The 20903-nt window shown below is 74.8% G+C and carries 21 protein-coding genes; 11 read left to right on the forward strand and 10 right to left on the reverse strand.

Translation table 11 applies throughout. From position 1 onward, the window contains the following. Positions 1-9 precede the first annotated feature (9 nt). Together IPL61_34800 and IPL61_34805 are read left to right on the forward strand one after the other, a co-directional pair. Complete coding sequence (locus IPL61_34800; protein ID MBK9036363.1) at positions 10-723, forward strand: hypothetical protein; 714 nt, start codon at positions 10-12, stop codon at positions 721-723. Between the two features lie 39 nt (positions 724-762). Beyond that, complete coding sequence (locus IPL61_34805) at positions 763-1761, forward strand: hypothetical protein (protein ID MBK9036364.1); 999 nt, start codon at positions 763-765, stop codon at positions 1759-1761. 22 nt (positions 1762-1783) lie between these two features. Here IPL61_34805 and IPL61_34810 read toward each other — a convergent pair whose 3' ends face one another. Then, positions 1784-2560, reverse strand: coding sequence for a hypothetical protein (locus IPL61_34810; protein MBK9036365.1), 777 nt, complete (start codon positions 2558-2560; stop codon positions 1784-1786). Positions 2561-2721: 161 nt separating this feature from the next. Between IPL61_34810 and IPL61_34815 the strand changes: the two genes are divergently transcribed. Next, positions 2722-3261, forward strand: coding sequence for a hypothetical protein (locus IPL61_34815; protein MBK9036366.1), 540 nt, complete (start codon positions 2722-2724; stop codon positions 3259-3261). 53 nt (positions 3262-3314) lie between these two features. Next, entirely contained in the window at positions 3315-4127 is an 813-nt protein-coding gene (locus tag IPL61_34820; protein MBK9036367.1) for a hypothetical protein, read from the forward strand. Between the two features lie 186 nt (positions 4128-4313). Here the strand turns inward: IPL61_34820 and IPL61_34825 are convergent, their stop codons facing one another. Then, positions 4314-6011, reverse strand: coding sequence for a methionine--tRNA ligase (locus IPL61_34825; GenBank protein ID MBK9036368.1), 1698 nt, complete (start codon positions 6009-6011; stop codon positions 4314-4316). Between the two features lie 38 nt (positions 6012-6049). Between IPL61_34825 and IPL61_34830 the strand changes: the two genes are divergently transcribed. Both IPL61_34830 and IPL61_34835 read left to right on the forward strand, forming a co-directional pair. Then, positions 6050-6202 carry a hypothetical protein gene (locus IPL61_34830; GenBank protein ID MBK9036369.1) on the forward strand — a complete coding sequence of 51 codons (153 nt, stop codon included), beginning with the start codon at positions 6050-6052 and terminating at the stop codon, positions 6200-6202. Positions 6203-6213: 11 nt separating this feature from the next. Further along, a complete protein-coding gene (locus tag IPL61_34835) occupies positions 6214-6909 on the forward strand; it encodes a hypothetical protein (GenBank protein ID MBK9036370.1) in 696 nt (231 codons plus the stop codon). A gap of 20 nt (positions 6910-6929) precedes the next feature. Here the strand turns inward: IPL61_34835 and IPL61_34840 are convergent, their stop codons facing one another. The 4 genes from IPL61_34840 to IPL61_34855 form a co-directional block, all read right to left on the reverse strand. Beyond that, a complete protein-coding gene (locus tag IPL61_34840; protein ID MBK9036371.1) occupies positions 6930-7796 on the reverse strand; it encodes a hypothetical protein in 867 nt (288 codons plus the stop codon). A 71-nt stretch (positions 7797-7867) separates the two neighbouring features. Beyond that, positions 7868-8818: a nitronate monooxygenase gene (locus tag IPL61_34845; GenBank protein MBK9036372.1), complete on the reverse strand. Its 951-nt coding sequence runs from the start codon at positions 8816-8818 to the stop codon at positions 7868-7870. Positions 8819-8964: 146 nt separating this feature from the next. Further along, complete coding sequence (locus IPL61_34850) at positions 8965-10392, reverse strand: HAMP domain-containing protein (protein ID MBK9036373.1); 1428 nt, start codon at positions 10390-10392, stop codon at positions 8965-8967. Positions 10393-10406: 14 nt separating this feature from the next. After that, on the reverse strand, positions 10407-11420 hold the full coding sequence (locus tag IPL61_34855) for a molybdopterin-dependent oxidoreductase (GenBank protein MBK9036374.1): 1014 nt from the start codon (positions 11418-11420) through the stop codon (positions 10407-10409). An 84-nt stretch (positions 11421-11504) separates the two neighbouring features. On the opposite strand from IPL61_34855, the gene IPL61_34860 reads away from it, so the two are divergent. After that, complete coding sequence (locus tag IPL61_34860; GenBank protein MBK9036375.1) at positions 11505-12281, forward strand: SGNH/GDSL hydrolase family protein; 777 nt, start codon at positions 11505-11507, stop codon at positions 12279-12281. Between the two features lie 34 nt (positions 12282-12315). Here IPL61_34860 and IPL61_34865 read toward each other — a convergent pair whose 3' ends face one another. From IPL61_34865 to IPL61_34875, 3 genes are all read right to left on the reverse strand, one after another. Then, positions 12316-12699 (reverse strand): hypothetical protein, encoded by a 384-nt coding sequence (locus IPL61_34865; GenBank protein ID MBK9036376.1) that lies wholly within the window; start codon positions 12697-12699, stop codon positions 12316-12318. A 328-nt stretch (positions 12700-13027) separates the two neighbouring features. Next, a complete protein-coding gene (locus IPL61_34870) occupies positions 13028-14359 on the reverse strand; it encodes a VWA domain-containing protein (GenBank protein MBK9036377.1) in 1332 nt (443 codons plus the stop codon). 75 nt (positions 14360-14434) lie between these two features. After that, positions 14435-15526 carry an NADH:flavin oxidoreductase gene (locus IPL61_34875; GenBank protein ID MBK9036378.1) on the reverse strand — a complete coding sequence of 364 codons (1092 nt, stop codon included), beginning with the start codon at positions 15524-15526 and terminating at the stop codon, positions 14435-14437. 82 nt (positions 15527-15608) lie between these two features. Here IPL61_34875 and IPL61_34880 point away from each other — a divergent pair, with 82 nt between their 5' ends. The 4 genes from IPL61_34880 (at position 15609) to IPL61_34895 (ending at position 19413) form a co-directional block, all read left to right on the forward strand. Further along, a complete protein-coding gene (locus tag IPL61_34880) occupies positions 15609-17228 on the forward strand; it encodes an Hsp70 family protein (protein ID MBK9036379.1) in 1620 nt (539 codons plus the stop codon). A 1-nt stretch (position 17229) separates the two neighbouring features. Next, positions 17230-17790, forward strand: a complete 561-nt coding sequence (locus IPL61_34885; GenBank protein MBK9036380.1) for a hypothetical protein — start codon at positions 17230-17232, stop codon at positions 17788-17790. A 103-nt stretch (positions 17791-17893) separates the two neighbouring features. Next, positions 17894-19021, forward strand: a complete 1128-nt coding sequence (locus IPL61_34890) for a beta-ketoacyl-ACP synthase III (GenBank protein MBK9036381.1) — start codon at positions 17894-17896, stop codon at positions 19019-19021. Next, positions 19021-19413, forward strand: coding sequence for a hypothetical protein (locus IPL61_34895; protein MBK9036382.1), 393 nt, complete (start codon positions 19021-19023; stop codon positions 19411-19413). Before IPL61_34890 ends, IPL61_34895 begins: the two co-directional genes overlap by 1 nt. A gap of 408 nt (positions 19414-19821) precedes the next feature. Here the strand turns inward: IPL61_34895 and IPL61_34900 are convergent, their stop codons facing one another. Then, on the reverse strand, positions 19822-20895 hold the full coding sequence (locus IPL61_34900; protein ID MBK9036383.1) for a hypothetical protein: 1074 nt from the start codon (positions 20893-20895) through the stop codon (positions 19822-19824). Positions 20896-20903: the final 8 nt, after the last annotated feature.

The raw sequence follows: 20903 nt of genomic DNA on the forward strand, positions 1-20903 counted from the left end.
GTGCCGCCCATGCCCCGGCTGTCGATCGTGCTCGTCGTCGCGGCGCTGACCGTCGCGTGCGGCGAGCGCAAGCGCGCCGCGCCGCCGCCGGACCTGGCCCTGCCCGGGCTCGACCACGCCTGGACCGTCGACGAGCTGGTCACCGCCGCCGCCGCGATCGACCGCGCGTGCACCGAGACGCCGATGGCGCTGCCGACCCACGGCACCGCCGCGTTCAGCCACCTGATCGCGATCGACAACCTGCGCGCGGTGCCGGCGGCGCCGCTCGCGCAGCGTCAGGCCGAGCTCACCCGCTTCACCGGCGCGGCGCTGCGCCTGTACGACACCTACCTGCGGTGCGGCCGCCCGACCGAGACGATGGCCGCCAACGCGGTCCTGCTCGAGGGCTACGCCGAGGCGCTCGTGGTCGGCGCCGCGATGCGCGACGCCGCCGCAGCCGACAGCCCCGAGCGGGCCCAGCGCCAGCACGGGCTCGACACGATGGTCGTCGGCCTGCGCGGCGGCGTCACCGCCACCGTCAACATGCTGACCGACGCCAGCATCCCCGGCCCGGTGCCGCCGACGGTCGCCGCGCGGCTCGGCGCCGCGATCGCGCAGGTCCGGGCCCAGGTGCCGCCGGGCACGCTCGACGACGCCGTCGCGAGCCTCACCGCCGCCGCCGCCGCCGAGCCCGATCCCGCGCGCCAGCAGACGCTCGCCGCCGCCGCAGCGGCGCTGCGATAGCGCGCACGCCCCGCGGCGCCCGCGGTACCATCCACACCGGTGCGTCACCTGCCCGCGCTCGTCGCGTCGTTCGGCCTCGCCGCGCTCGGCTGCTACGCGCCGCAGTTCGAGCCCGGCCTGCCGTGCTCGCCGACCGATCAGTGCCCCGGCGGTCAGCGCTGCGACCTGACCACGCGCACGTGCCAGCTCGGCGCCGGCGACGCGGCCAGCCCCGACGCGGCCAGCCCCGACGCGGCCGGGCCCGACGCGGTCGACGCGGCGCCCGGCGTCGATCGCGACGGCGACGGGATCGACGACGTCGACGACAACTGCGTCGACACCCGCAACCCCGATCAGCTCGACCACGACGGCGATCGGGTCGGCGACGCCTGCGACAACTGCCCGGGCCGCGCCAACGCCGATCAGCTGGACACCACCGAGGGCGCGCCCGACGGCGTCGGCGACGCCTGCGACCCCTGGCCGCTCTTGCCCGATCACATCGAGCTGTTCGATCGCTTCGACGGCCCGACGCTGAGCGCGGCCTGGGACAGCGACGCACCGGTGACCTTCGCCGCCGGGCGCCTGGTGCTGCCGCCCGAGGACAACCTCTACGCCGCCGACACCTACGCCGGGCGGCCGCGGATCGCGCTCGAGGTCGGCGTCGAGGTCACCAGCTTCGGCACCGATCGTCGGTACCCCAACGTCGGGCCCTGGCTCGAGTGCGACCGCGCCGCGTTCACGCGCTTCGGCTGCTACCTCGAGGCCGACAACGACACGGGCGGCCACTACGTCGAGCTGGCGTACTACGTCGACGGCTCGTGGTTCGGGCTCGGCGGCCAGGACGCGCCGATCAGCGCCGGCCCGGTGACCCTGACGCTGAGCCACAACCGCGTCGCCCCCGGCCCCGGCGCGACCCGCTGCACCGGCCTGCTCGGCGTCGATCCGTTCGTCGTCGACGCCACCGCCAGCCCGCCCGAGGTCGCGCCCGGCGCGCCGTGCCTGACCCAGAACGGCGTCGCGTCGGCGTTCGACTACGCCGTCATCTACGCCGGCGACTGAAGCCCGACGAGGCCGCCCGCCATCAGCCCAGGAGCTTTGCCACCGCGATGGCGACGCCTGCCGCGATCGTGATCGCGACCGAGATCGTGCGCCACCGACGGTCGCGACGGTGCAGGTCCCGGTCGAGCCGCGCGGCCTCCTCGGCCCGGGCGGCCCGGGCGCCGCGGGCGGGCCCGTCGCTGGGGACGCCGCGGTGCGGCGCGCCGACGAGGGACGTCGGCGCCGCGCGGTCGAGCGCCGCGTGCGCCGCGCGCACGCTGGCGAGCACCTGCACGGCCAGGCGGATCGCGTGGTGCGCCCGGGCGTCGGTCAAGGTCCCGCGCACCGCCAGGCACAGCGCGCCGTCGGTCGTGTACAGCTCGGCGTCGGCGCGCTCCCGGAGGTACGCGCGCACCTCGGGGTCGAGGACCCGCAGGACGACGTCGGCGGGCGCGGCCTCGACCCGGTAGATCCGGTCGAACTCGTCGTCGCCGGTGCGCAGGTCGAGCAGCGCGCCCCGCGCGATCCTCCCGCGCTCGAACAGCCCGTGGCGGATGATGTTGAGCGTGAGCGGCTCGCCCGGGGGCAACGGCACATCGACGTAGGTCCAGCGCTCCCGGGACTTGCCGCTGCCGCGGCTGGCGTACGCCAGGCGGACCGCGACGCCGTCGACGGTCGCGCGGACCGACGACCAGCCCGCGGTGCCGCCGAGCATCAGCGCCAACCGGCGCAGCGCGCGCAGCCGCAGCCACACCGGGATCCCGATGACGGCCAGAAAGATCGCGACGACGAGTGAGACGCCGAAGATGTCGTCGAGCATCGAAGGCGAATCAACGTATGCACGCGGGACCGCCGCGCAAGCGAAATCGAAATTCGCCTGGCGCGACGCCACGGTAGCCTGCCCGGCGGGGATCGACGGGCGCTGCCGTCCCCGTGACCGGCGTCACCGCCGGCGCGCCTCGCGCGTGCGAGTGTCGAGCCATGGTCGGACAAGGACGCGCGCTCGCGGCGCTGGTCGTACTGGCCGGGGCCGCGCACGCGGGGGCCGAGCCACCCAGGCCCCAGGCCGGCGCGGCCGTCGGCATCGTGTCGTTCGAAGGCACCTACCAGGGTCAGTTCGAGACGTTGTGGCTGACGGCCGACGGTGGCGCACGGCTCAATCGCTGGTTCGCCCTGGGCGTCCGCGTCGGTTACTTCCACGGCGGCGAGACCAACGAGGGCGCGCTGGTGCCCAGCTACGAGACCACCTACCTACCGATCGCGCTGACCGCGCGCGCGGCCAGCGAGCACGCGTGGGTCGAGCTCGGCGTCGGGCCGACGTTCACGTGGATCGTCGACGGTGACGGCGACACGGTCTCGGGGCCCAACGGCGACGTCATGGCGCTGACTGTTGGGGTCATGACCAGCGATCCCACCGTGCGGTTCCACCCCGAGCTGTCGGTGAGCTACCTGGCGTTCTCGCCGGTGTTCGACCGCGAGGTGTGGGCGGTGTCCGCCGCCGCCGGCGTGCACTGGCACTGACGCGTCGGCGGCCGCTGCGGGCCCGCCTCGCCGCGCTCTGCTACGATGCCGGCTTGGGCCGACTACGCCTGTCTTGCCTCTGTCTGCTGGCCGGGTGCAACCAGGTCCTGGGCCTCGAGCCCGTCGAGCCCCCGCCGCGCGACGCCGCGGCGATCGACGGGCGCGTCGCGGCCGGTCACGACGAGGACCTCGACACGATCGACGACGCCTTCGACGTGTGCCCGAACGTGGCTGATGACCAGCTCGACGCCGATGGCGACGGGGTCGGCGATGCGTGCGATCCGAACCCGAAGGTGCCGATCGATCGGCTGCGCGCGTTCTTCGACCTGCGCGACTTCGCCGGGTGGACCCCGGTCACCGGGACCTGGGAGCCCGGCACCGACGAGGTGACGCAGCGCGACCCGGCGGGGAATCAGCTCGCCACGCTCGATCTCGGCGCCGTGAGCGATCCGACGCTGATCGCCGTCGTCACGGCGGCGGCGGCGGGAGCCAGCCAGTACGGCGTCGGCCTGTACCTGATCACCGGCGCGGGCCTCGAGCCTGGCCTGCCCGCCGGGCTGGCGTGCTACGTCGCGCTGCCGGGCGGCCGGCTGGTCAGCTGGGACAACCGGACGCCGGGGGCGGCGACCTCGGTCGCGGCGGCCGACACCATCTCGGGCTACCCCGTGCGCGTCACGCTGCGGGCCAGCTCGCCGGACCCGGGACCGGGCTCGGGTCCGTCGTCGTGCTCGGTGCTCGACCCGGCGAACGGCAGCGGGGCCGTCGTGCAGACCACCGCGCCGATCCCGTCCGCGACCGTCGGACTCTACACCTACATGGGATCGGCGACCTTCGGGTCGGTCGTCGTCATCGACCGCGTGCCGTGATCCGCCACCGCCGCGGCGGCGTCGACGCGGCGGCGACGTCGCCATCGGCCGCCCGATCGCCGCGGCCTGCATCGTCCGGAATCCGGACAAGAGCGGCGCGGGGCGCGCGGCGGGCGCACGATAGCGACGGGTGCGGCGGGCGCGAGGCCGCGGCGGCGGCCCTGGGCACGCCGTAGGTCCGCCGCGCTACTCGGTCGGCTGGCCGGCGAAGCGCGCCGACCACTCGGCGACCTGGGTGTCCTCGATCTTGGCGAACAGCAGGCCGCCGTCGACGAAGGCGTGGCCGGCCGGCAGGGTCGCCAGCTCCTCGGCCATCGGCCGGGTCGGCCAGGCCCGCGCGTCGGCCGGCACCTGCAGATCGTCGAGGATCTTCTGCGAGCTGGTCGGCATCACCGGCGCCGACAGGATCGCGAGCACGCGGGCCAGGTTGAGCGCGGTCCGGACCACGCACGCCGCGCGATCGCGGTCGGTCTTGATCGCCGACCACGGCGCGGCGTCGGCCAGGTAGGTGTTCGCCTCGGTCCAGATCGCGCGCAGCTCCTGCAGCGCCTTGCGGAACGCGACGTCGTCGAGGTGACGGCCGAGCTCGGCGATCCGGGCGTCGAGGTCGGCGTAGAGCTTGTGCTCGCGCTCGCCGGGCTCGCCGCCGGCCGGGACCTCGGCGCCCAGCTTCGACAGCGTGAACTTGACGATCCGGTTGACGAAGTTGCCGTAGACGCCGACCAGGTCCTTGTTGACCTGGCCCGCGAACTGGGCCCAGCCGAAGTCCGAGTCGCTCGACTCGGGCGTGTTGGCCATCAACCAGTAGCGCCACACGTCAGCCGGCTGGATCTCGAGCGCGCTGTCCATGAACACGCCGCGGTGGCTCGAGGTCGAGAACTTGCCGCCCTCGAACGTCAGCCAGTTGACGCCCTTGATGTAGTCGGGCTGCTTCCACGGCTCGCGGCTACCCAGGAGCGTCGCCGGGAAGATGATCGTGTGGAACGGGATGTTGTCCTTGGCCATGAACTGCGTGTAGCGGACGTCGTCGGCCTGGTACCACCACGACCGCCAGTCGCGCGTCGCCGGCGCGAGGTCGGCCCACTCCTTGGTGGCGCCGAGGTACTCGATCGGCGCGTCGAACCAGACGTAGAAGACCTTGTCCTCGTACCCGGGCTGGCCGACCGGGATGCCCCACTTGAGATCGCGCGTGATGCCGCGCGCCTGCAGGCCCTCGTCGAGCCACTTGCGCGCGATCGACGTGGTCAAGGTCGGCCAGTCGGCCTCGTGGCTGTCGACCCAGGCCCGGACCTCGTCGGCCAGCTTGGGCAGGTCGATGAACAGGTGCTTCGAGTCGCGCAGCTCGAGCCGGGTCGAGCCCGACAGGGTCGAGCGCGGCTCGATCAGATCGGCGGGATCGAGCACGCGCGTGCACGACTCGCACTGATCGCCGCGGGCCTTGGTGCTGCCGCAGTGCGGGCAGGTGCCGGTGACGTAGCGGTCGGCCAGCCAGCGCTCGTCGTCGAGCGAGTAGACCTGCTTGGTCGTGCGCTCGATCAGGAAGCCGTGGGCCAGGAGCTGGGCCGCGAAGTGCTGGGTCAGCTCGCGGTTCTGCGGCGACGAGCTGCGGCCGAAGTGATCGAACGCCAGCGCGAACCGCTCGCCGAGCCCCCGCTGGACCTCGTGCATCTGCCGGCAGTACTCGTCGACCGGCAGGCCGGCCTCGAGCGCCGACAGCTCGGCCGGGGTGCCGTGCTCGTCGGTCGCGCAGATCGCGAGCACCTCGTGGCCCCGGGCCCGGAGGTAGCGCGCGTACACGTCGGCCGGCAGCATCGACCCGACCAGGTTGCCCAGGTGCTTGACGCCGTTGATGTACGGGAGCGCGCTCGTGATCAGGTGACGCATCGCGGACGGTTCTACCATGCGCGGTCGGGCCCGACGCGGTGGCGCCCGACGCAGCGGCGCCTGACGCGGCGCCCGACGCGGCGGCGCCCGACGCAGCGGCGCCTGACGCGGCGCCCGACGCGGTGGCGCCCGACGCGGTGCCCGACGAGGCGGCGCCCGACGTGGTGGCGCCGGCGCCGGCGCCGTGGTGAAGTCCGCCCCGATGCGCGCGCTGTCCCTGGGCCTGGTCGCGATCTTCGCCTGCAAGGGCGGCGACCGCGCCGCGGCCCCGCCGCCGCCGCCGGCCGACGCGCCCGCGCCGCGCGACGCCGGGCCGCCGCCGGTCGACGCGCTGTTCGACGACGCGGCCGTGGCGCTGGCTCCGGAAGAGGCCGCGCGCCGCGCCGATCGCGCCACCGGCCTGGCCGCGCCCGACGCCCGGGCCGAGGTGCTGACCGAGTCGCTGATCGTCGCGCTCGCGACCGGGCGCGCGTCGCTGTCGGCCTACGTCGACGAGGTCCGCGGCGCGTGGACGCTGGCGCACACCGACGATCCGCGCCGCGATCAGGTGGCCCGCCGCTGCGGCCCCGCCGCCCGCGACCTCGCCGCCGACAACCTCGGCCGGGTGGTCGATCGGCAGATCGGCGGCGCCGGCGCCCAGCAGCTCGCCTGCGACAACACCTTCATCGCCACGCCGCCGACCCCGGGCAACCCGCGCGCCGGGCTCGGTCCCCACGCCACCTGTCGCTCGCCCGGCGCCGATCCCGGCGCGACCTCGACCGAGCTGGTGTTCGCGCCGGCGGCCGACGGCGGGCTGCGCTTCGTCGCGGCGCTCGAGCTGCGCCCCGACCGACCAGCCGACCGGCTGTGGCGCGCGCTGGCGACCGCGATCGCGCGCGCCGGCGACCGCTGTCGCTGATCCGCGGCGCCGCGCGGCGGTCACACGACGACGATCGGGACCGTGGCCGAGAACGTGCGATCCCAGGTCTCGTGGCCGTGCGCGGGCCACGGCGCGCCGGCCTCGGTCGGCGTCAGCTCGACCTGGTGCTGGCACCGCACGTCGTAGGTGCCGGGCTGATCGATCGTCACCCACGCCGCGAGATCGGCGGCGAGCTCGACCACGTCGCCGGGCGCCAGCCGGCGGTAGCCCATGACCCCGCCGAAGTCGGGGGCGTCGAGCACCGGCAGCGGCTGGCCGGCGCGCGTGACCGTGAACCCGAACCGGTTGTCGCGCGGGCCGCGCTGGCGGCCGCCGACCGACATCGCGACCGGATCGCCGCCGCCGTGGGTGATGGCCACCACCAGCTCCATCGGGTGGCCGAGGGCGAACGGCTGGGCCCGGGGCCGCCACCGCCCGGCCAGGCCGGCGCCGAGCGGCGCGCGATCGTGGCGGGGCACGCCCAGCACCTGGCACAGCTCGTCGGCCATGGCCGCGTCGAGGGTGAACGTGAGCGAGCCGCGCCCGCGGCCGGCGAAGCCCGAGCCCCAGGAGCTCGCCGGCACGGCCCCGCCGGCGACGGTCAGGAACATCGACCGCCGCGGCACGAAGTCGACCTCGACCACCGCGACGAAGCGATCGTTGGCGTTGGCCTGCGAGAACACCGTCACCGCGCGGACGCGGCGCGCGCGCCCCAGCCGCACCTGATCGAGCGCGAGCCGTGTCGGCAGCGGTCCGCCGCCGTGCGGCGGCACCTGGCGGCCGTCGTACAGCCGGCCCGGGCGCGGCGCGGCCGCGGCCGGCGCGGTGGCGATCAGGAGCGCCGGCGCCGCCAGCGCCCAGCCCAGCAGCTGGCGTCGATCGATCATCGCCGTCAGCATCCCACGCCGATCGCGGCCGCGCCCGTCAGCGCAGGCCACGCCGATCGCCGCCACGCCCGTCAGGCGAGCGTGGCCCGCGCGGCGTCGTACTCGCGCCGCAGCCGCGCGACCAGCTCGCCGGCGCCGGGCACCTCGTCGATCACGCCGATGCCCTGGCCGCAGCCCCAGATGTCCTTCCACGCCTTGGCGCCGGCGCCGCCGCCGAAGTTCATCTTCGACGGGTCGCTGACCGGCAGCGCGTCGGGGTCGAGCCCGGCCGCGACGATCGAGGCCTTGAGGTAGTTGCCGTGCACGCCGGTGAACAGGTTGGTGTAGACGATGTCGCCGGCGGTGCCGTCGACGATCGCCTGCTTGTAGGCCGCGGCGGCGTTGGCCTCGCGCGTGGCGATGAACGCCGAGCCGACGTACGCCAGATCGGCGCCCAGCGCCTGGGCCGCCAGCACCGCGCGCCCGGTGGCGATCGCGCCGGCCAGCACCAGCGGCCCCGACCAGAACCGGCGGATCTCCTCGACCAGCGCGAACGGCGACAGCGTGCCGGCGTGGCCGCCGGCGCCGGCGCACACCGCGATCAGCCCGTCGGCGCCCTTGTCGAGCGCCTTCTTGGCGTGGGTGACGTTGATGATGTCGTGCAGCACCAGGCCGCCCCAGGCGTGGACCCGCGCGTTGACGTCCTCGCGCGCGCCCAAGGACGTGATCACCAGCGGCACCCGGTGCTGCTCGCACAGCGCGAGGTCGTGCTCGAGCCGGTCGTTGGACTTGTGGACGATCTGGTTGACCGCGAACGGCGCCGCCGGCGCGTCGGGGTGCGCGGCGTCGTGGGCGGCCAGCGCCGCGGTGATCTGGGCCAGCCAGGTGCCCAGCAGCTCGGGCGGGCGGGCGTTGAGCGACGGGAACGCGCCGATCACGCCGGCGGTGCACTGGGCCACCACCAGCTCGGGGTTGGAGATGATGAACAGCGGCGAGCCGATCACGGGCAGGCGCAGGTGCGCGACGAGCGAGGACCACGTCATGGCCGCGACCATCGCACGCCCGTGCCGGCTGGAGGCGGTTCAGCGCCCGGGCCCGGGGCGCGGCGCCGCGGCGCCGATCGGATCGGTGGTCGATCGCGGCCGGGCGTCGATGCGCGGCGACCGGTGCGACGCCGGCCAGCGGCGGTTCAGCCGTCGACGGTGTACAGGTCGACCGGATCGACCCGGCCGCGCAGGGCCACGCCCGAGGCGAGCTTGCGCAGGCGGTACTTGCCGGGGTCGCGCAGGCGCGCGACGACCGCGTCGGTGATCAGCACCGCGACGCCGTGGTCCTTGGTCAGGCCCTCGACCCGCGACGCCACGTTGACGGCGTCGCCGATCACGGTCGACTCGATCTTCGACGCGAAGCCGATCGTGCCCATCACGACCTCGCCGCCGTGGGCGCCGATGCCGCTGGCGATCGGCGGCAGGCCGGCGGCGGCGCGATCGGCGTTGAACCCGGCCAGCTCGCGGCTCATGCCGAGGATCGCGTCGAGCAGCCCGTCGGTGTGCTCGTCGTCGAACAGCGCCATGATCGCGTCGCCGATGTACTTGTCGACGAAGCCGCCGGCCTCATCGATCGCCTTGCCCATGCGCTCGAGGTAGTCGTTGAGCATCGCGTAGAGCTTCACCGCCGGCATGCCCTCGGACAGCTTGGTGAAGCCGCGGATGTCCGAGAACAGGACCGCGACGGTGCGGGTCGCGCTGGTGCCGACCTGGATGTTCTCGATGCCCTCGGGCGCGATCACCGCCAGGAACTTGCGCGGCACGAACCGCTCGAACGAGGTCAAGGTCTTGCGCAGCCGACCGAACGAGCCCTCGAGCGCCCGGGCCATGTCGTTGAAGCCGTCGGCGAGCTGGCCGATCTCGTCGGCGCGCGTGACCCGGGCGCGGTGCGCGAGATCGCCGGCGGCGATCTTGGCGGCGTCGGCGGCCAGGAGCCGCACCGGCCGCGCCAGCCGCCGCGCCAGCACGATCGCGCCGGCCACGCCCAGCAGCAGCGCCAGCGCGCCGATCAGCAGCGCCTTGCGCACCGCCGCCGCGACCGCGCGATCGACCGCGGCCAGGGACACCCCGACCCGGAGCGCGCCGACGGTCTTGCCGGACGCGGTGCCGACCGGGGTCGCGACCTCGGCGATGCGCTCGCCGCGGCCAGCCCGGACCCCGGCGCCGACCTTGACGTCGCGCAGGAGCCAGGTCTCCTCGGTGCGCGCCGCGGTCGCGGCGGTCGCGCTGCGGGTGATCGCCAGCGGCACGACGTCGGGCACGAACTGCCCGTCGAGATCGTTCGGGGCCGCCGCGACCACGCGGTCGTCGCGGCGGTGGTCGTGGACGATCACGTAGACCACGTCGGGGTTGTTGACCAGCAACAGCTCGGTCGAGACCCGCACCTGGCTCCAGTTCTCGTCGTCGAGCTCGTTCATCAGCAGGTCGGCCATCGCCATGGCCAGCGCCCGGGCCTCGGCCCGCTTCTGGTCGCGCACGAGCTGGCGCTCGGCCGCGGTCCACTGCCAGACGACCACCGCGACGATCGTCACCACCAGGAGCGCGGTGGCGGTCGCCAGGCGCGTGGTCAGGCCGAACCGCAGCCTCACGGCCCACCGCCCGCGACCACGGCGAGCTCCTCGACGAACGGGATCCAGTAGCGATCACCATAGGTGGCGGCGCACGCCGGCGGCACCGCCAGCGCCACCGGCCCGCCCAGCCGCGCCGAGATCGCGGCGTCGTCGGCGCCCCAGTGGGTCGCCAGCACGAAGCCGCACCGCTCGAGATCGTCGACCGCGAGCACCAGCGGATCGGCCGGGTCGCGGTGGATCGAGGCCTTGCCGCGGACGATCACCCGGCCGCCGGCCGGCAGCGTGACCCCAGCCGCGCGGACGACGTCGAGCACGCGCACGCCGCGCAGGTGGACCGGCGTCGACGGCCAGTGCACCTTCCACCCGACCGGCCCGTCGAGCGTCGCCGCCGGCAACGCCGCCAGCGCCGCGCCGTCGAAGACGCGGTCGCCCACGCGCAGGCGCGCCGGCTCGGTGCCGACGATCAGGTGGGTGACGTAGAAGCTCCAGTAGCGATCGGGGTACAGGGCCACCGTCGCCGGGGTCTCGGTGTGCGGGAACACCAGGAAGATCGGGCCGCCCGACGCGCGGGTGATCGGCTGCGCGTCGGCGGCGATCGCCAGCAGCACGCGGTAGCCGCGCAGGCCGGCGACGTCGACCGACGACCGGAAGCCGTCGATCGAGACGAACGTGATCTCGCCGGCGGCGGCGCTGGCGCGGTAGCGATCGAGCAGGTCGCGCACCAGCAGGCCCCGGAAGTCGACCACGCGCGTGCGCTCGGTCGGGTTCTGCGGGTTGACGGTCCGGACGTGGGCGTCGGCCGCGGCCTCGAGCGCGGCCCAGTCGAGCGTCGCCCCGGGCCCGTCGAGCTGACCGGTGATCGTCAGCGTGCGCCCGGGCTCGGCCGCGACCTCGTCGGCGTGGGCCGCGACCTCGGCGGCGTTGGCGGCGGCGGCCTCGGCGCGCAGGCGCTCGAGCTCGGCGGTCGACGGCCCGGCCCCGCACGCGGCGCAGGCGCCGACGATCACCGCCCAGACGGGGCCTCGCATCGGCCCGCAGTATCGCACGCCGCCCCGCCGCTCGCCCGCCCGGACCAGATGACGCGCGGCCCGGACATCGCGTAGGGTCGCGCGATGGGCTTTGCGCGCTACGTCGCGATCGGCGACAGCAGCACCGAGGGGCTCGACGATCCCGACGGCGCCGGCGGCTACCGCGGCTGGGCCGATCGCCTCGCCGAGCTGATCGCCGGCCCGCACCCGGACCTCCGCTACGCCAACCTGGCGGTGCGCGGCCGCAGCGCCGGCGAGATCGCCGCGACCCAGCTGGTGCCGGCGGTCGCGATGCGCCCCGATCTCGCCACCGTCGTCGCCGGCATGAACGATCTGTTCCGACCCCGCTGGGACGCCGCGCGCGTCGCGGGCGAGGTCGGCGTCATGGTCGGCGCGCTGCGCGCGGTCGGCGCGACGGTCGTGACGTTCACGATCCCCGACGTGTCGCGCCGCATGCGCCTCGGGCGCGCCCTGACCGCCAAGACCACCGCGCTCAACCACGAGCTGCGCGCGATGGCCGACCGCACCGGCGCGCGGCTGCTCGATCTCGCGTCGTACGAGCTGGCCGGCGAGCCGCGCATGTGGGCCCGCGATCGCATCCACGGCAACCCGGAGGGCCACGCCCGCATCGCGGCCGCGCTCGCCCACCTGCTCGAGCTGCCCGGCGCGACCGACGGCCTCGCCGGCGCGCTGCCGCCGCTGCGCCGCCGCCGCCGCGAGCTGGTCGTCGAGGACGTCACCTGGCTCGCCCGCTACGTCGCGCCCTGGGCCTGGCGCCGGCTGCGCGGCCGCACCACCGGCGACGGCCGCGGCCCCAAGCGCCCGACGCTGACGCCGGTGCGCCCGCCCGCGCCGCCCTGAGCCTCCGCGCGCGCGCCGCGCCGCGCGGTGACGGCTACCGCGTGTCAGCGTCAGCGTCGGCGTCGACGCTGGTCGCGGTCCCGCTGGTCTTCGCGACGATCTCAGGTGTCGGCCCCGCCGCCGGCGTGGCCGTGGCCGTGGCCGCGGCGCCGGCGGGCTGGACCATGATCAGCTGGGGCGGATCGCCGCGCTGCAGCCCCGCGCCGTTGATCGGCACGAGCTGGTACGCGCCCGGCACCTCGCGCACCGCGGCGAGGAACTCGTCGCGCGTGACCTGCAGCGGCAACCGGACCGGCGCCCCGGCGCTGTCCATCACGCGCCGCCACAGGCGCCCCTCGGCCACCTGGTGCATGACCTCGAACTCGACCGCGCCGGCGACGTTCGGTGATCGATAGCGCCGCCCGCGGTGGTCGAGCAACCACGCGAACGAGCGCCGCCTGCGCCGATCGAGTGCGGCGAATCTGTGATCTGCCACTGCGTCAACTTACCGCCGCAAGCGCCGATCGCCTAGGTCATGCGAAGCAAGAACGTGCAGATCGAGCGCGCGCGCACGATCTCGGACCGAGCGGCCGCGTGGCGCCCGGGGTCACCGGCGCCGGGTGAACGCCGGGCGCGGCCCTTGGCTCACGCCCAGGCGCTGGCGCCATGGGCCCCGGCGTCCGCCGCCGCCGCCTCGAGCGCGGCCCAGTCGGCGACCGCGCCCAGCCGCGGTCACACGATCGCCATCGCGTCGACGCGACCGGTCGCTACCAGGCCTGCGACGCGGCGCGGGCGTGGGCGCCCTTGGCCATGCCCTTGCGCTGCTTGGTCCAGTGGGCCTCGTCCTCGACGTCCGCGGCGTCGGCGGCGGCCTCGGCGGCGAAGTCCTTCAGCTTGTCCGACTGGTAGCGCTTGCTCTTCTCGGCCAGGTAGGCCGAGTTCTCCTCGAGCACCTGCTTGGCGGCGGCGGCCTTGCCCTGGTCGCGCAGCGCCACGGCCTGCTGCTGCTGCTCGTTGGCCAGCGCCTCGACCACGCTCACCATCACGCGCTGATTGGCGGCCTGCTCGACCGCCCCCTTGGCGCGATCGAACCGCACCGCGACCGCGTCGGCGACCTTGGTGGTCTTCTTGCTCGCGAGGTTGCGATAGGCGACGGCGACGTCGGCGAGCTTGCGGCTCTTGCCGGCGGCGCCCTTGGGCACGGCGACCTCGATGATCACGTTCTTGCGCTGCTTGCCGTAGATCTGGTTGAGCTTGAGCTGGGCCTTGTTGCCGGTGATGCTGATGGGCCGGTTGAGGCCGCGGATCGGGGTGATGCCAGGCGCCAGCTCGATGTCGATGATGACGTCGTTCGCGACCACCGACATGACGTCGCCGAGCTCGCTGCCGAAGATCGCCTCGAGCTGGTCCGGGGTCTCGGCGAAGCCGTGGTTGCCGTCGCTCGACAGCGCCAGCTGCGTCATCAGGTCCTCGTTGTAGCCGAGCCCGAGGCCGATCGTCGTCACCGGGATGCCGAGGCGGCCGGCCTCGACGCCGAGCGCCGCCAGCGCCGTCGGCGAGCTGGGCCCGACGTTGGCCTGCCCGTCGGACAGCAGGATGAGGCGGTTCACGCGCGCGCCGCTGAAGAACTCGCGGACCTGGCCCAGGCCGGCGTTGACCCCCGCGTGCAGCGCGGTCTGCCCGCGATCGCTGATCGACGCGATCTGGCGGCGGACGGCCTCGGGGTCGCTGACCTTGCCGGCCGGCACCAGCACCTCGACCGTGCTGTCGAAGCCGATCACGCTCAGGATGTCCTCGGGCCCGAGCCGGTCGACCACCATGAGCGCGGCGTTCTTGGCCCGCTCGAGCCGGTCGCCGCGCATCGAGCCCGAGCGATCGATCACGAGCGCCAGGTTGATCGGCGCGCGGGTCCCGACGCTGTCGAACCCGGTGATCGCGATCTCGATGTAGGCGTGGCCGGCCTGATCGGCGATCATGATCGGCTCGCCCACGTCGATGTCGACCACCAGATCCGGTGACGGCTCGTCCGCGGCAGCGACCCCGGCGCCCACGCCCAGCGCGAGCAAGCACCCCAGCGACAGCAGCTTGATTTTGGACATGCTCCGGTCCCAGACGCACCAACCCAAGGATCGATCTGGTCGGCGTGTCGCTGGCCCGGCCACCGCCGGCCCGCGTCAGTCCGCGACGAAGCCCTTCCAGCGCCGCAGGTAGCCGCCGAAATGCGGCGAGACCGCGCGCTCCTCGAGCTCGGCGATCGTCAGCGGCGGCCGACGCGGCGCCCAGCCGGGCGTCGCGGCCTCGCGCGGCCAGTCGGGGTTGACGATCGCGGCCCGGCCCAGCGCGACCAGATCGGCGCCGCGGTCCAGCGCGGCCTGGGCCTCGGCCACGGTCCAGATCGCGCCGGCGGCGATGATCGCCACCTCGGGCGGGCACGCGGCGCGGAACAGGTCGATCGGGTGCTGGTCCGGGCGCTTGGTGGTCATGCGCTCGCTCCGCCACAGCGACAGGTGGATGAAGTCGGCGCCGTCCTCGCACAGCCACCGCGCCACCTGCACGGTCTCGTCGAGGTCGAGGCCGCGGGCCTGGCCGAAATCCTCGGGCGACAGCCGCACGCCGACCACGAAGCCCGGCGCGACCCGGGCCCGCACCGCCCGCAGGACCGTGCGGATCAGCCGCGCGCGGCCGACCAGGTCGCCGCCCCACCCGTCGGTGCGCAGGTTCATCGCGGTCGACAGGAACTGCGACAGCAGGTACCCGTGGGCGCCGTGCAGCTCGACGCCGCCGAACCCGGCCCGCGCGCACCGGGCCGCGGCGTCGGCGAACGCGGCGATGGTCCGCTCGAGATCCTCGGTCGTCGCGGCCGCCGGCGGCTCGAAGTCGGCGCCGTCCTCGTGGTAGGCGCTGGCGCTCCACGGCTGCGCCCCGGTCTGCGCCGACGGCGCGCGGGTGCCGCCGTGGAACAGCTGCACGATCGACAGGCCGCCGCCGACCGCGAGCGCGGTGGCCAGCTCGGCCAGGCGCAGCACCTGATCGTCGCGCTCGACCCCGAGCTCGCCCGGCCAGCCCTTGCCGTCGACGGCCACGTAGGCCGCGCAGGTGCTGATCAGGCCGAAACCACCAGCGGCGCGCCGCGCGAGCCACCGCAGCTCGACGTCGGAGAGGGTGCCGTCGGCGTGGCTCTGCAGGTTGGTCAGCGGCGCGAGCGCGACCCGGTTGGGGATCGTGACGCCGTTGCGGAAGGTGAAGGGGGTGAGGGGGGCCGGCACCCGCGCACTGTGCGGCGACGCCAGCCGGTCGGCAATGCACGAAGTGGCGAACCCGGCCGGACCGGTCGATACTGTCCAGCGCATGGGTCTCGCCGTCGGCATCGATCTCGGAACGACCAACTCGGTGGTCGCGGTGGCCACCCCCACCGGCGTCGAGTTCGCGCTCGGCGCCGCCGGCGAGCGCGTCCACCCGTCGGTGGTCAGCTTCCTGCCCACGGGTGAGGTCGTGGTCGGCCTCGACGCCAAGAACCTGCGCGCCGACTTCCCGGCGACGACCGTGTACTCGGCCAAGCGCCTGATCGGCCAGAACGTGCGCGCGCCGCTGGTCCAGCTGGCGCTGACCGGCCTGCCGTACCCGGTCGAGGAGGGCCCCAACCAGCAGGCGATCATCGTCGCGGGCGCCCGCCGCCTGACCGTGCCGGAGGTGTCGGCGTACGTGCTCGGGCACCTCAAGAGCTGCGCCCAGCGCCAGCTCGGCCAGGCGGTCACCGAGGCGGTGATCACCGTACCGGCCAACTTCACCGACGCCCAGCGCCAGGCCACCAAGGAGGCCGGGCGCCTGGCCGGCCTCGAGGTCATGCGCCTGCTCAACGAGCCGACGGCGGCGGCGCTGGCCTACGGGTTCGGTCAGCACAAGGACGAGATCGTCGCGGTCTTCGACTTCGGCGGCGGCACGTTCGACATCAGCCTCTTGGCCATCAAGGACGAGGTGTTCGAGGTGCTCGCCACCGACGGCGACTTCTTCCTCGGCGGCGACGACATCGACCGCGCGGTGGCCGAGTTCTTGTCGGCCGAGATGAACCGGCAGCTCCGCATCGATCCGCGGGGCGACCCGGCGCTGAGCACCCGGCTCACGATCGCGGCCGAAGAGATCAAGATCCACCTGTCCCAGGCCGGCGTGGCCGAGGGCACGATCGACGGCCTCGTCCACCAGGGCCGGCCGGTGCCGCTGCCGTTCCGCCTGACCCGGTCGCAGCTCGACGAGCTGATCCGCGGCTACGTCGATCGCACGATCGAGCTGACCCGCAACGTGCTGACCGCCGCCAACCTGCCGCCCAGCTCGATCACCGAGGTCGTCTGCGTCGGCGGCTCGACCCGGGTGCCGCTGGTGCGCCAGCGCCTGGCCGAGCTGTTCGGGCGCGAGCCGGCCTTGCGCATCAACCCCGACGAGGTCGTCGCCCAGGGCGCCGCGATCCAGGCCGGCAGCCTGTCGGGCAACCTGTTCCGCGGCGGCGGCATGTCGACGCGCGACGCGGTGCCGACCGCGGCGCTGTCGCCGCTCGCCCACGGCGACGTGCCCTGGGCCGAGGCCGCCCCGCCGGCGCGCCCGATCCTGCTCGACGTCACCCCGGCGACGCTGCGCATCTCGACCGCCGGCGGCTACAGCGAGCCGATCCTCGAGAAGAACCTGCCGACGCCGATCGAGCGGACGCGCGTGTTCACGACCGCGCACGACCAGCAGACCCGGGTCGTGATCGAGTGCGGCCGCGGCGAGGCCCGGCGCTTCGCCGACAACGAGCCGCTGGGCCAGCTGGTGCTGGCCGATCTGCCGCCGCGCCGTCGGGGCGAGGTCCGGATCGAGGTCACGTTCCGGGTCGACACCGACGGCATCTTGCACGTGCGGGCCCGCGACGCCGACACCGGCACGACGTGCGAGGCCCAGCTCACCATCCTCGGCGCGCCGACCCAGCGGGCGGCCTGACATGGCGTGGACCCCGCACCAGGTGCTGGCGTGGCTCGATCAGGTCGAGCCCCGCGCCGACGGCCTGTCGCACTTCGAGTGGCTCGAGCTGGCGCCGACGGCTGGTTCGTCGGCGATCCAGGGCGCGTACCACGCGGTCGCGCGCACCCGCCACCCCGACCTGTTCCGCAAGAGCCTGAGCGCGCGCGACTTCGATCGCCTCACGCGGATGTACGCCCGGGTCACCGGCGCCTACGCCGAGCTGCGCAAGCCCGAGGCCGCCGCCACCTACCTGCGGGTGCGGCGCGCGTCGAGCCAGCCCGGCGAGGCCGCGGCGATCCCCGGGGGCGCCACGCCACCGCCCCCGGCGCCGCCACCACCACCGCCGCCCGCGCCGGCGGCGCCCGTCGATCCGACCCGGTCGATGAACGCGCGCGCGCTGGTGCTGTACCGCCGGGCCGAGGGCGCGCTGCGCACCGGGGACCGCACCACCGCCGTCCTCAACATCAAGATGGCGATCGCTGCGGATCCGTCCTCGCAGCTGCTCCGCGGCGCCCTGGCCGAGCTCACCAAGCCGAAGTGACCCGTCGTGAACCGCGCTCCGCGGTGCGGTCGGACCAGGAGATGACCGTCGATGTCATCGCCCGCGGTTTGACCGTCCCGGATCGCTGTGTATCGTCCGCGCCATGCACAAGACGACCGGGACCGCGATCACCGGCTCGGGGGTGTGGCACCCCCCGACCCTGCTCGGCAACGCCGAGCTGTGCGACGCGTTCAACGTCTTCGTCCGGCGCGAGAACGAGGCCCACGCCGCCGAGATCGCGGCCGGGACCTTCACCGAGCTGCGCGAGTCGACCCCCGAGTTCATCGAGAAGGCGTCGGGCATCACCCAGCGCTACGTGGTCGACAAGACCGGCATCGTCGACCCCGATCGGCTGGTGCCGAACATCCCCGACCGCAAGGACGACGAGCTGTCGTACCAGGCCGAGTTCGCGGTCAACGCCGCGCGCCGGGCCCTGGCCGAGGCCGGCCGCGAGGGGAAGGACGTCGACATGGTCGTGCTCGGCGCCGCCAACCTGCAGCGCCTGTACCCGTCGATCGCGATCGAGGTGCTCGACGCGCTCGGCGGCGCCGGCTACGCGGTCGACATCGCGCTGGGCTGCTCGTCGGCGACGATGGCGATCACGATGTGCAGCGAGGCCGTGCAGCTCGGCAAGGCCACGTGCGCGCTGGCGGTCACGCCCGAGCTGACCAGCGGCTTCATCAACTGGCGCGATCGCGACAGCCACTTCATCTTCGGCGACGCGTCCGTGGCCGCGGTGATCGAGCCGACGGCCGCCGCGCGCCCGGGCAGCTACGAGATCCTGTCGACCCGGTCGATGGCCAAGTTCTCGTCGAACATCCGCAACAACGGCGGCTACCTGAACCGCTGCGACCCGGCGCGGCAGTTCGCCGACGACAAGCTGTTCTACCAGCAGGGCCGGCGGGTGTTCAAAGACGTCGTGCCGCTGGCCGCCAAGTTCATCGGCGAGCACCTCGCGGCCGAGGGCATCGCCGCCGACCAGATCGCCCGGTTCTGGCTACACCAGGCCAACGAGAACATGAACAACCTGATCGCCCAGCGCCTGCTCGGCCGCGCGCCGACCGCGCTCGAGGCGCCGCTGATCCTGGGCGAGCTGGCCAACACCGCCTCGGCCGGCTCGGTGATCGCGTTCTCGAAGTACCACGACGATCTGCCGACCGGCAGCTACGGCCTGATGGCGTCGTTCGGCGCCGGCTACTCGCTCGGCGGCGTCCTGCTGCGGCGGACCTGATGCGGGGCGCGGCGGCGGCGGTCGCGCTGGCCCTGGCTGCGTGCGGCGGCCGCGATCCGATCGTCGGCCGCTGGCAGAGCGCCGACGCCCGGGCCGCCGCGGTCGAGTCCTTCGCCGACGCCCGGGCCGAGCTGCCGGTCAACGTGGTCGAGGCGTCGTGCGCCGACGCCGCCGACGTGATCGCGGCCTGCGCCCGGACCCAGCGCTGGGCCCGGCGCGGCGATCGCTACCAGCTCACCGTCGCCGCGGTCGGACACCAGCCCCGCCGCACCGGCTCGAGCTTCGATCCCGCGGGCCCGTGCACCTGCGGCCACGAGCAGCACGAGCTCGAGCTGCGCGGCGACGAGCTGCGCCTGGTCGACGGCGCCGAGCGCCTGCGCCGGCTCCGCTGACGCGCCGCCTGCACCGGAGCCGCTGACGCGCCACGACGGCGCGCCACGCTGGCGCGACCGAGCGACCGCGTGGCCCCCTTGGCACGGGCGCACCGGGCACCGAGCACGATCAACCACCTACGGCCGGCCCGCGGTGTGTCCCGGGGCGATGACTCGCCCGCGCGCGCGTCGTCGGCTCGGCCGTCGCGGCGCTCGGGGCCGTCGGCCTGGCGTGGCGCCGGTCCTGGCGGCCGGCGCCGACCTGACGTGGTCGCTGGCGCTGCTCGAACACTTCCGCCCGCACTACCGCGCGCTCGCGCTGGTCATCGCCGTCGCCGTCGCCGTCGCCGTCGCCGCCGTCGCGGTCCGGGCCGTGGCCGTGGCCGGCGCCCGACCTGCGCATCATCCGGCCCCACAGCCGACCCAGCGTCACGGCGCTCCCGCCAGACGCGCCACGATCTCGATCGAGATCCACACCCGCGTGCCGAGCTGCGGGATGCGCCGCGCGTGGGCGAGCGCGCCGGCCACGTCGCCCAGCGCCAGCCGCGCCCGCGCCAGATCCGCGCGCAGCGCATCGACGGCGTACGCGTCGGTCAACTCGCCCGCGTGGGCCTCGGCGAAGCGCAAGAGTTCGTCGGCGTAGGCGCGCCGGTCGCCGCGGGCGGCGCGCGGCAGCGGCAGCGCGAAGGCCAGGTGGTAGCGGGCGACGACGACCATCGCCCGGAGCTGCTCGACCGTGCGAGCGCCGCTCCACGCCTCGCCGACCAGCCGCTGGACGCTCGCCCGATCGTTGCCCGCCACCGCCGCGGCGAGGAGGTGCCGCGGATCGGCGGTGCTCCCGTCGGGCTCGGCCCCGACGACCTCGCGCGCCAGCGCCGCGGCCTTCGCGCCTTCGCCGAGCCGGACGTGGATCGCCGCCGCGCGCGCGAGGTGAGCGCCGCGCCGAGGCTCGTGCTGGCGCGCCAGTTGCACCGCGCGCGCGAGCGGTTCGCGCGCGCGCACCGTGTCCGATCGCGCCGCCCACGCCTCCCCGACCGCCAACCACGCGGACGCGTCGCCGCCACGTGACGCCGCGGTGGCCCACGCCTCGGCGCGCTCGAGCTGGCCGGCCCGCGCCAGATCCTCGCCGGCGCCGGTCGCCGCCGCGGCCGCGTCGTCATCGCCAAGCCGCGCCGCCAGCGCCGCGGCCGGCGCGTCGTCACCGAGTAGCACCAGCGCGCGCAGCACGTAGCCGAGCGCGAACGCGTCATCGTCGTTGGCGGCGTCGGCGCCCGCGACGTCGAGTCCCGCGAGCAGCCGGCGACTGCGTTCGCGGTCCCCGACCGCAGCGGCCAGGTGCGCGGCGATCGCCCGCTCGTGCGGCTCCACCGCCGCGGCCTCGAGCGCGTCCACCGACGGCCGCGCCTCGGCGTCGAGCCCGCTCGCCAGGTAGTGCCGCGCCGCCGCCCAGCGCTCGTTGAAGCTGCCGTCGCGCGCCAGCGCCTGCTCCACCTCCGCGATCACCTTCGCGG

The organism is Myxococcales bacterium (genome assembly GCA_016717005.1).
Lineage (GTDB): Bacteria > Myxococcota_A > Polyangia > Haliangiales > Haliangiaceae > UBA2376.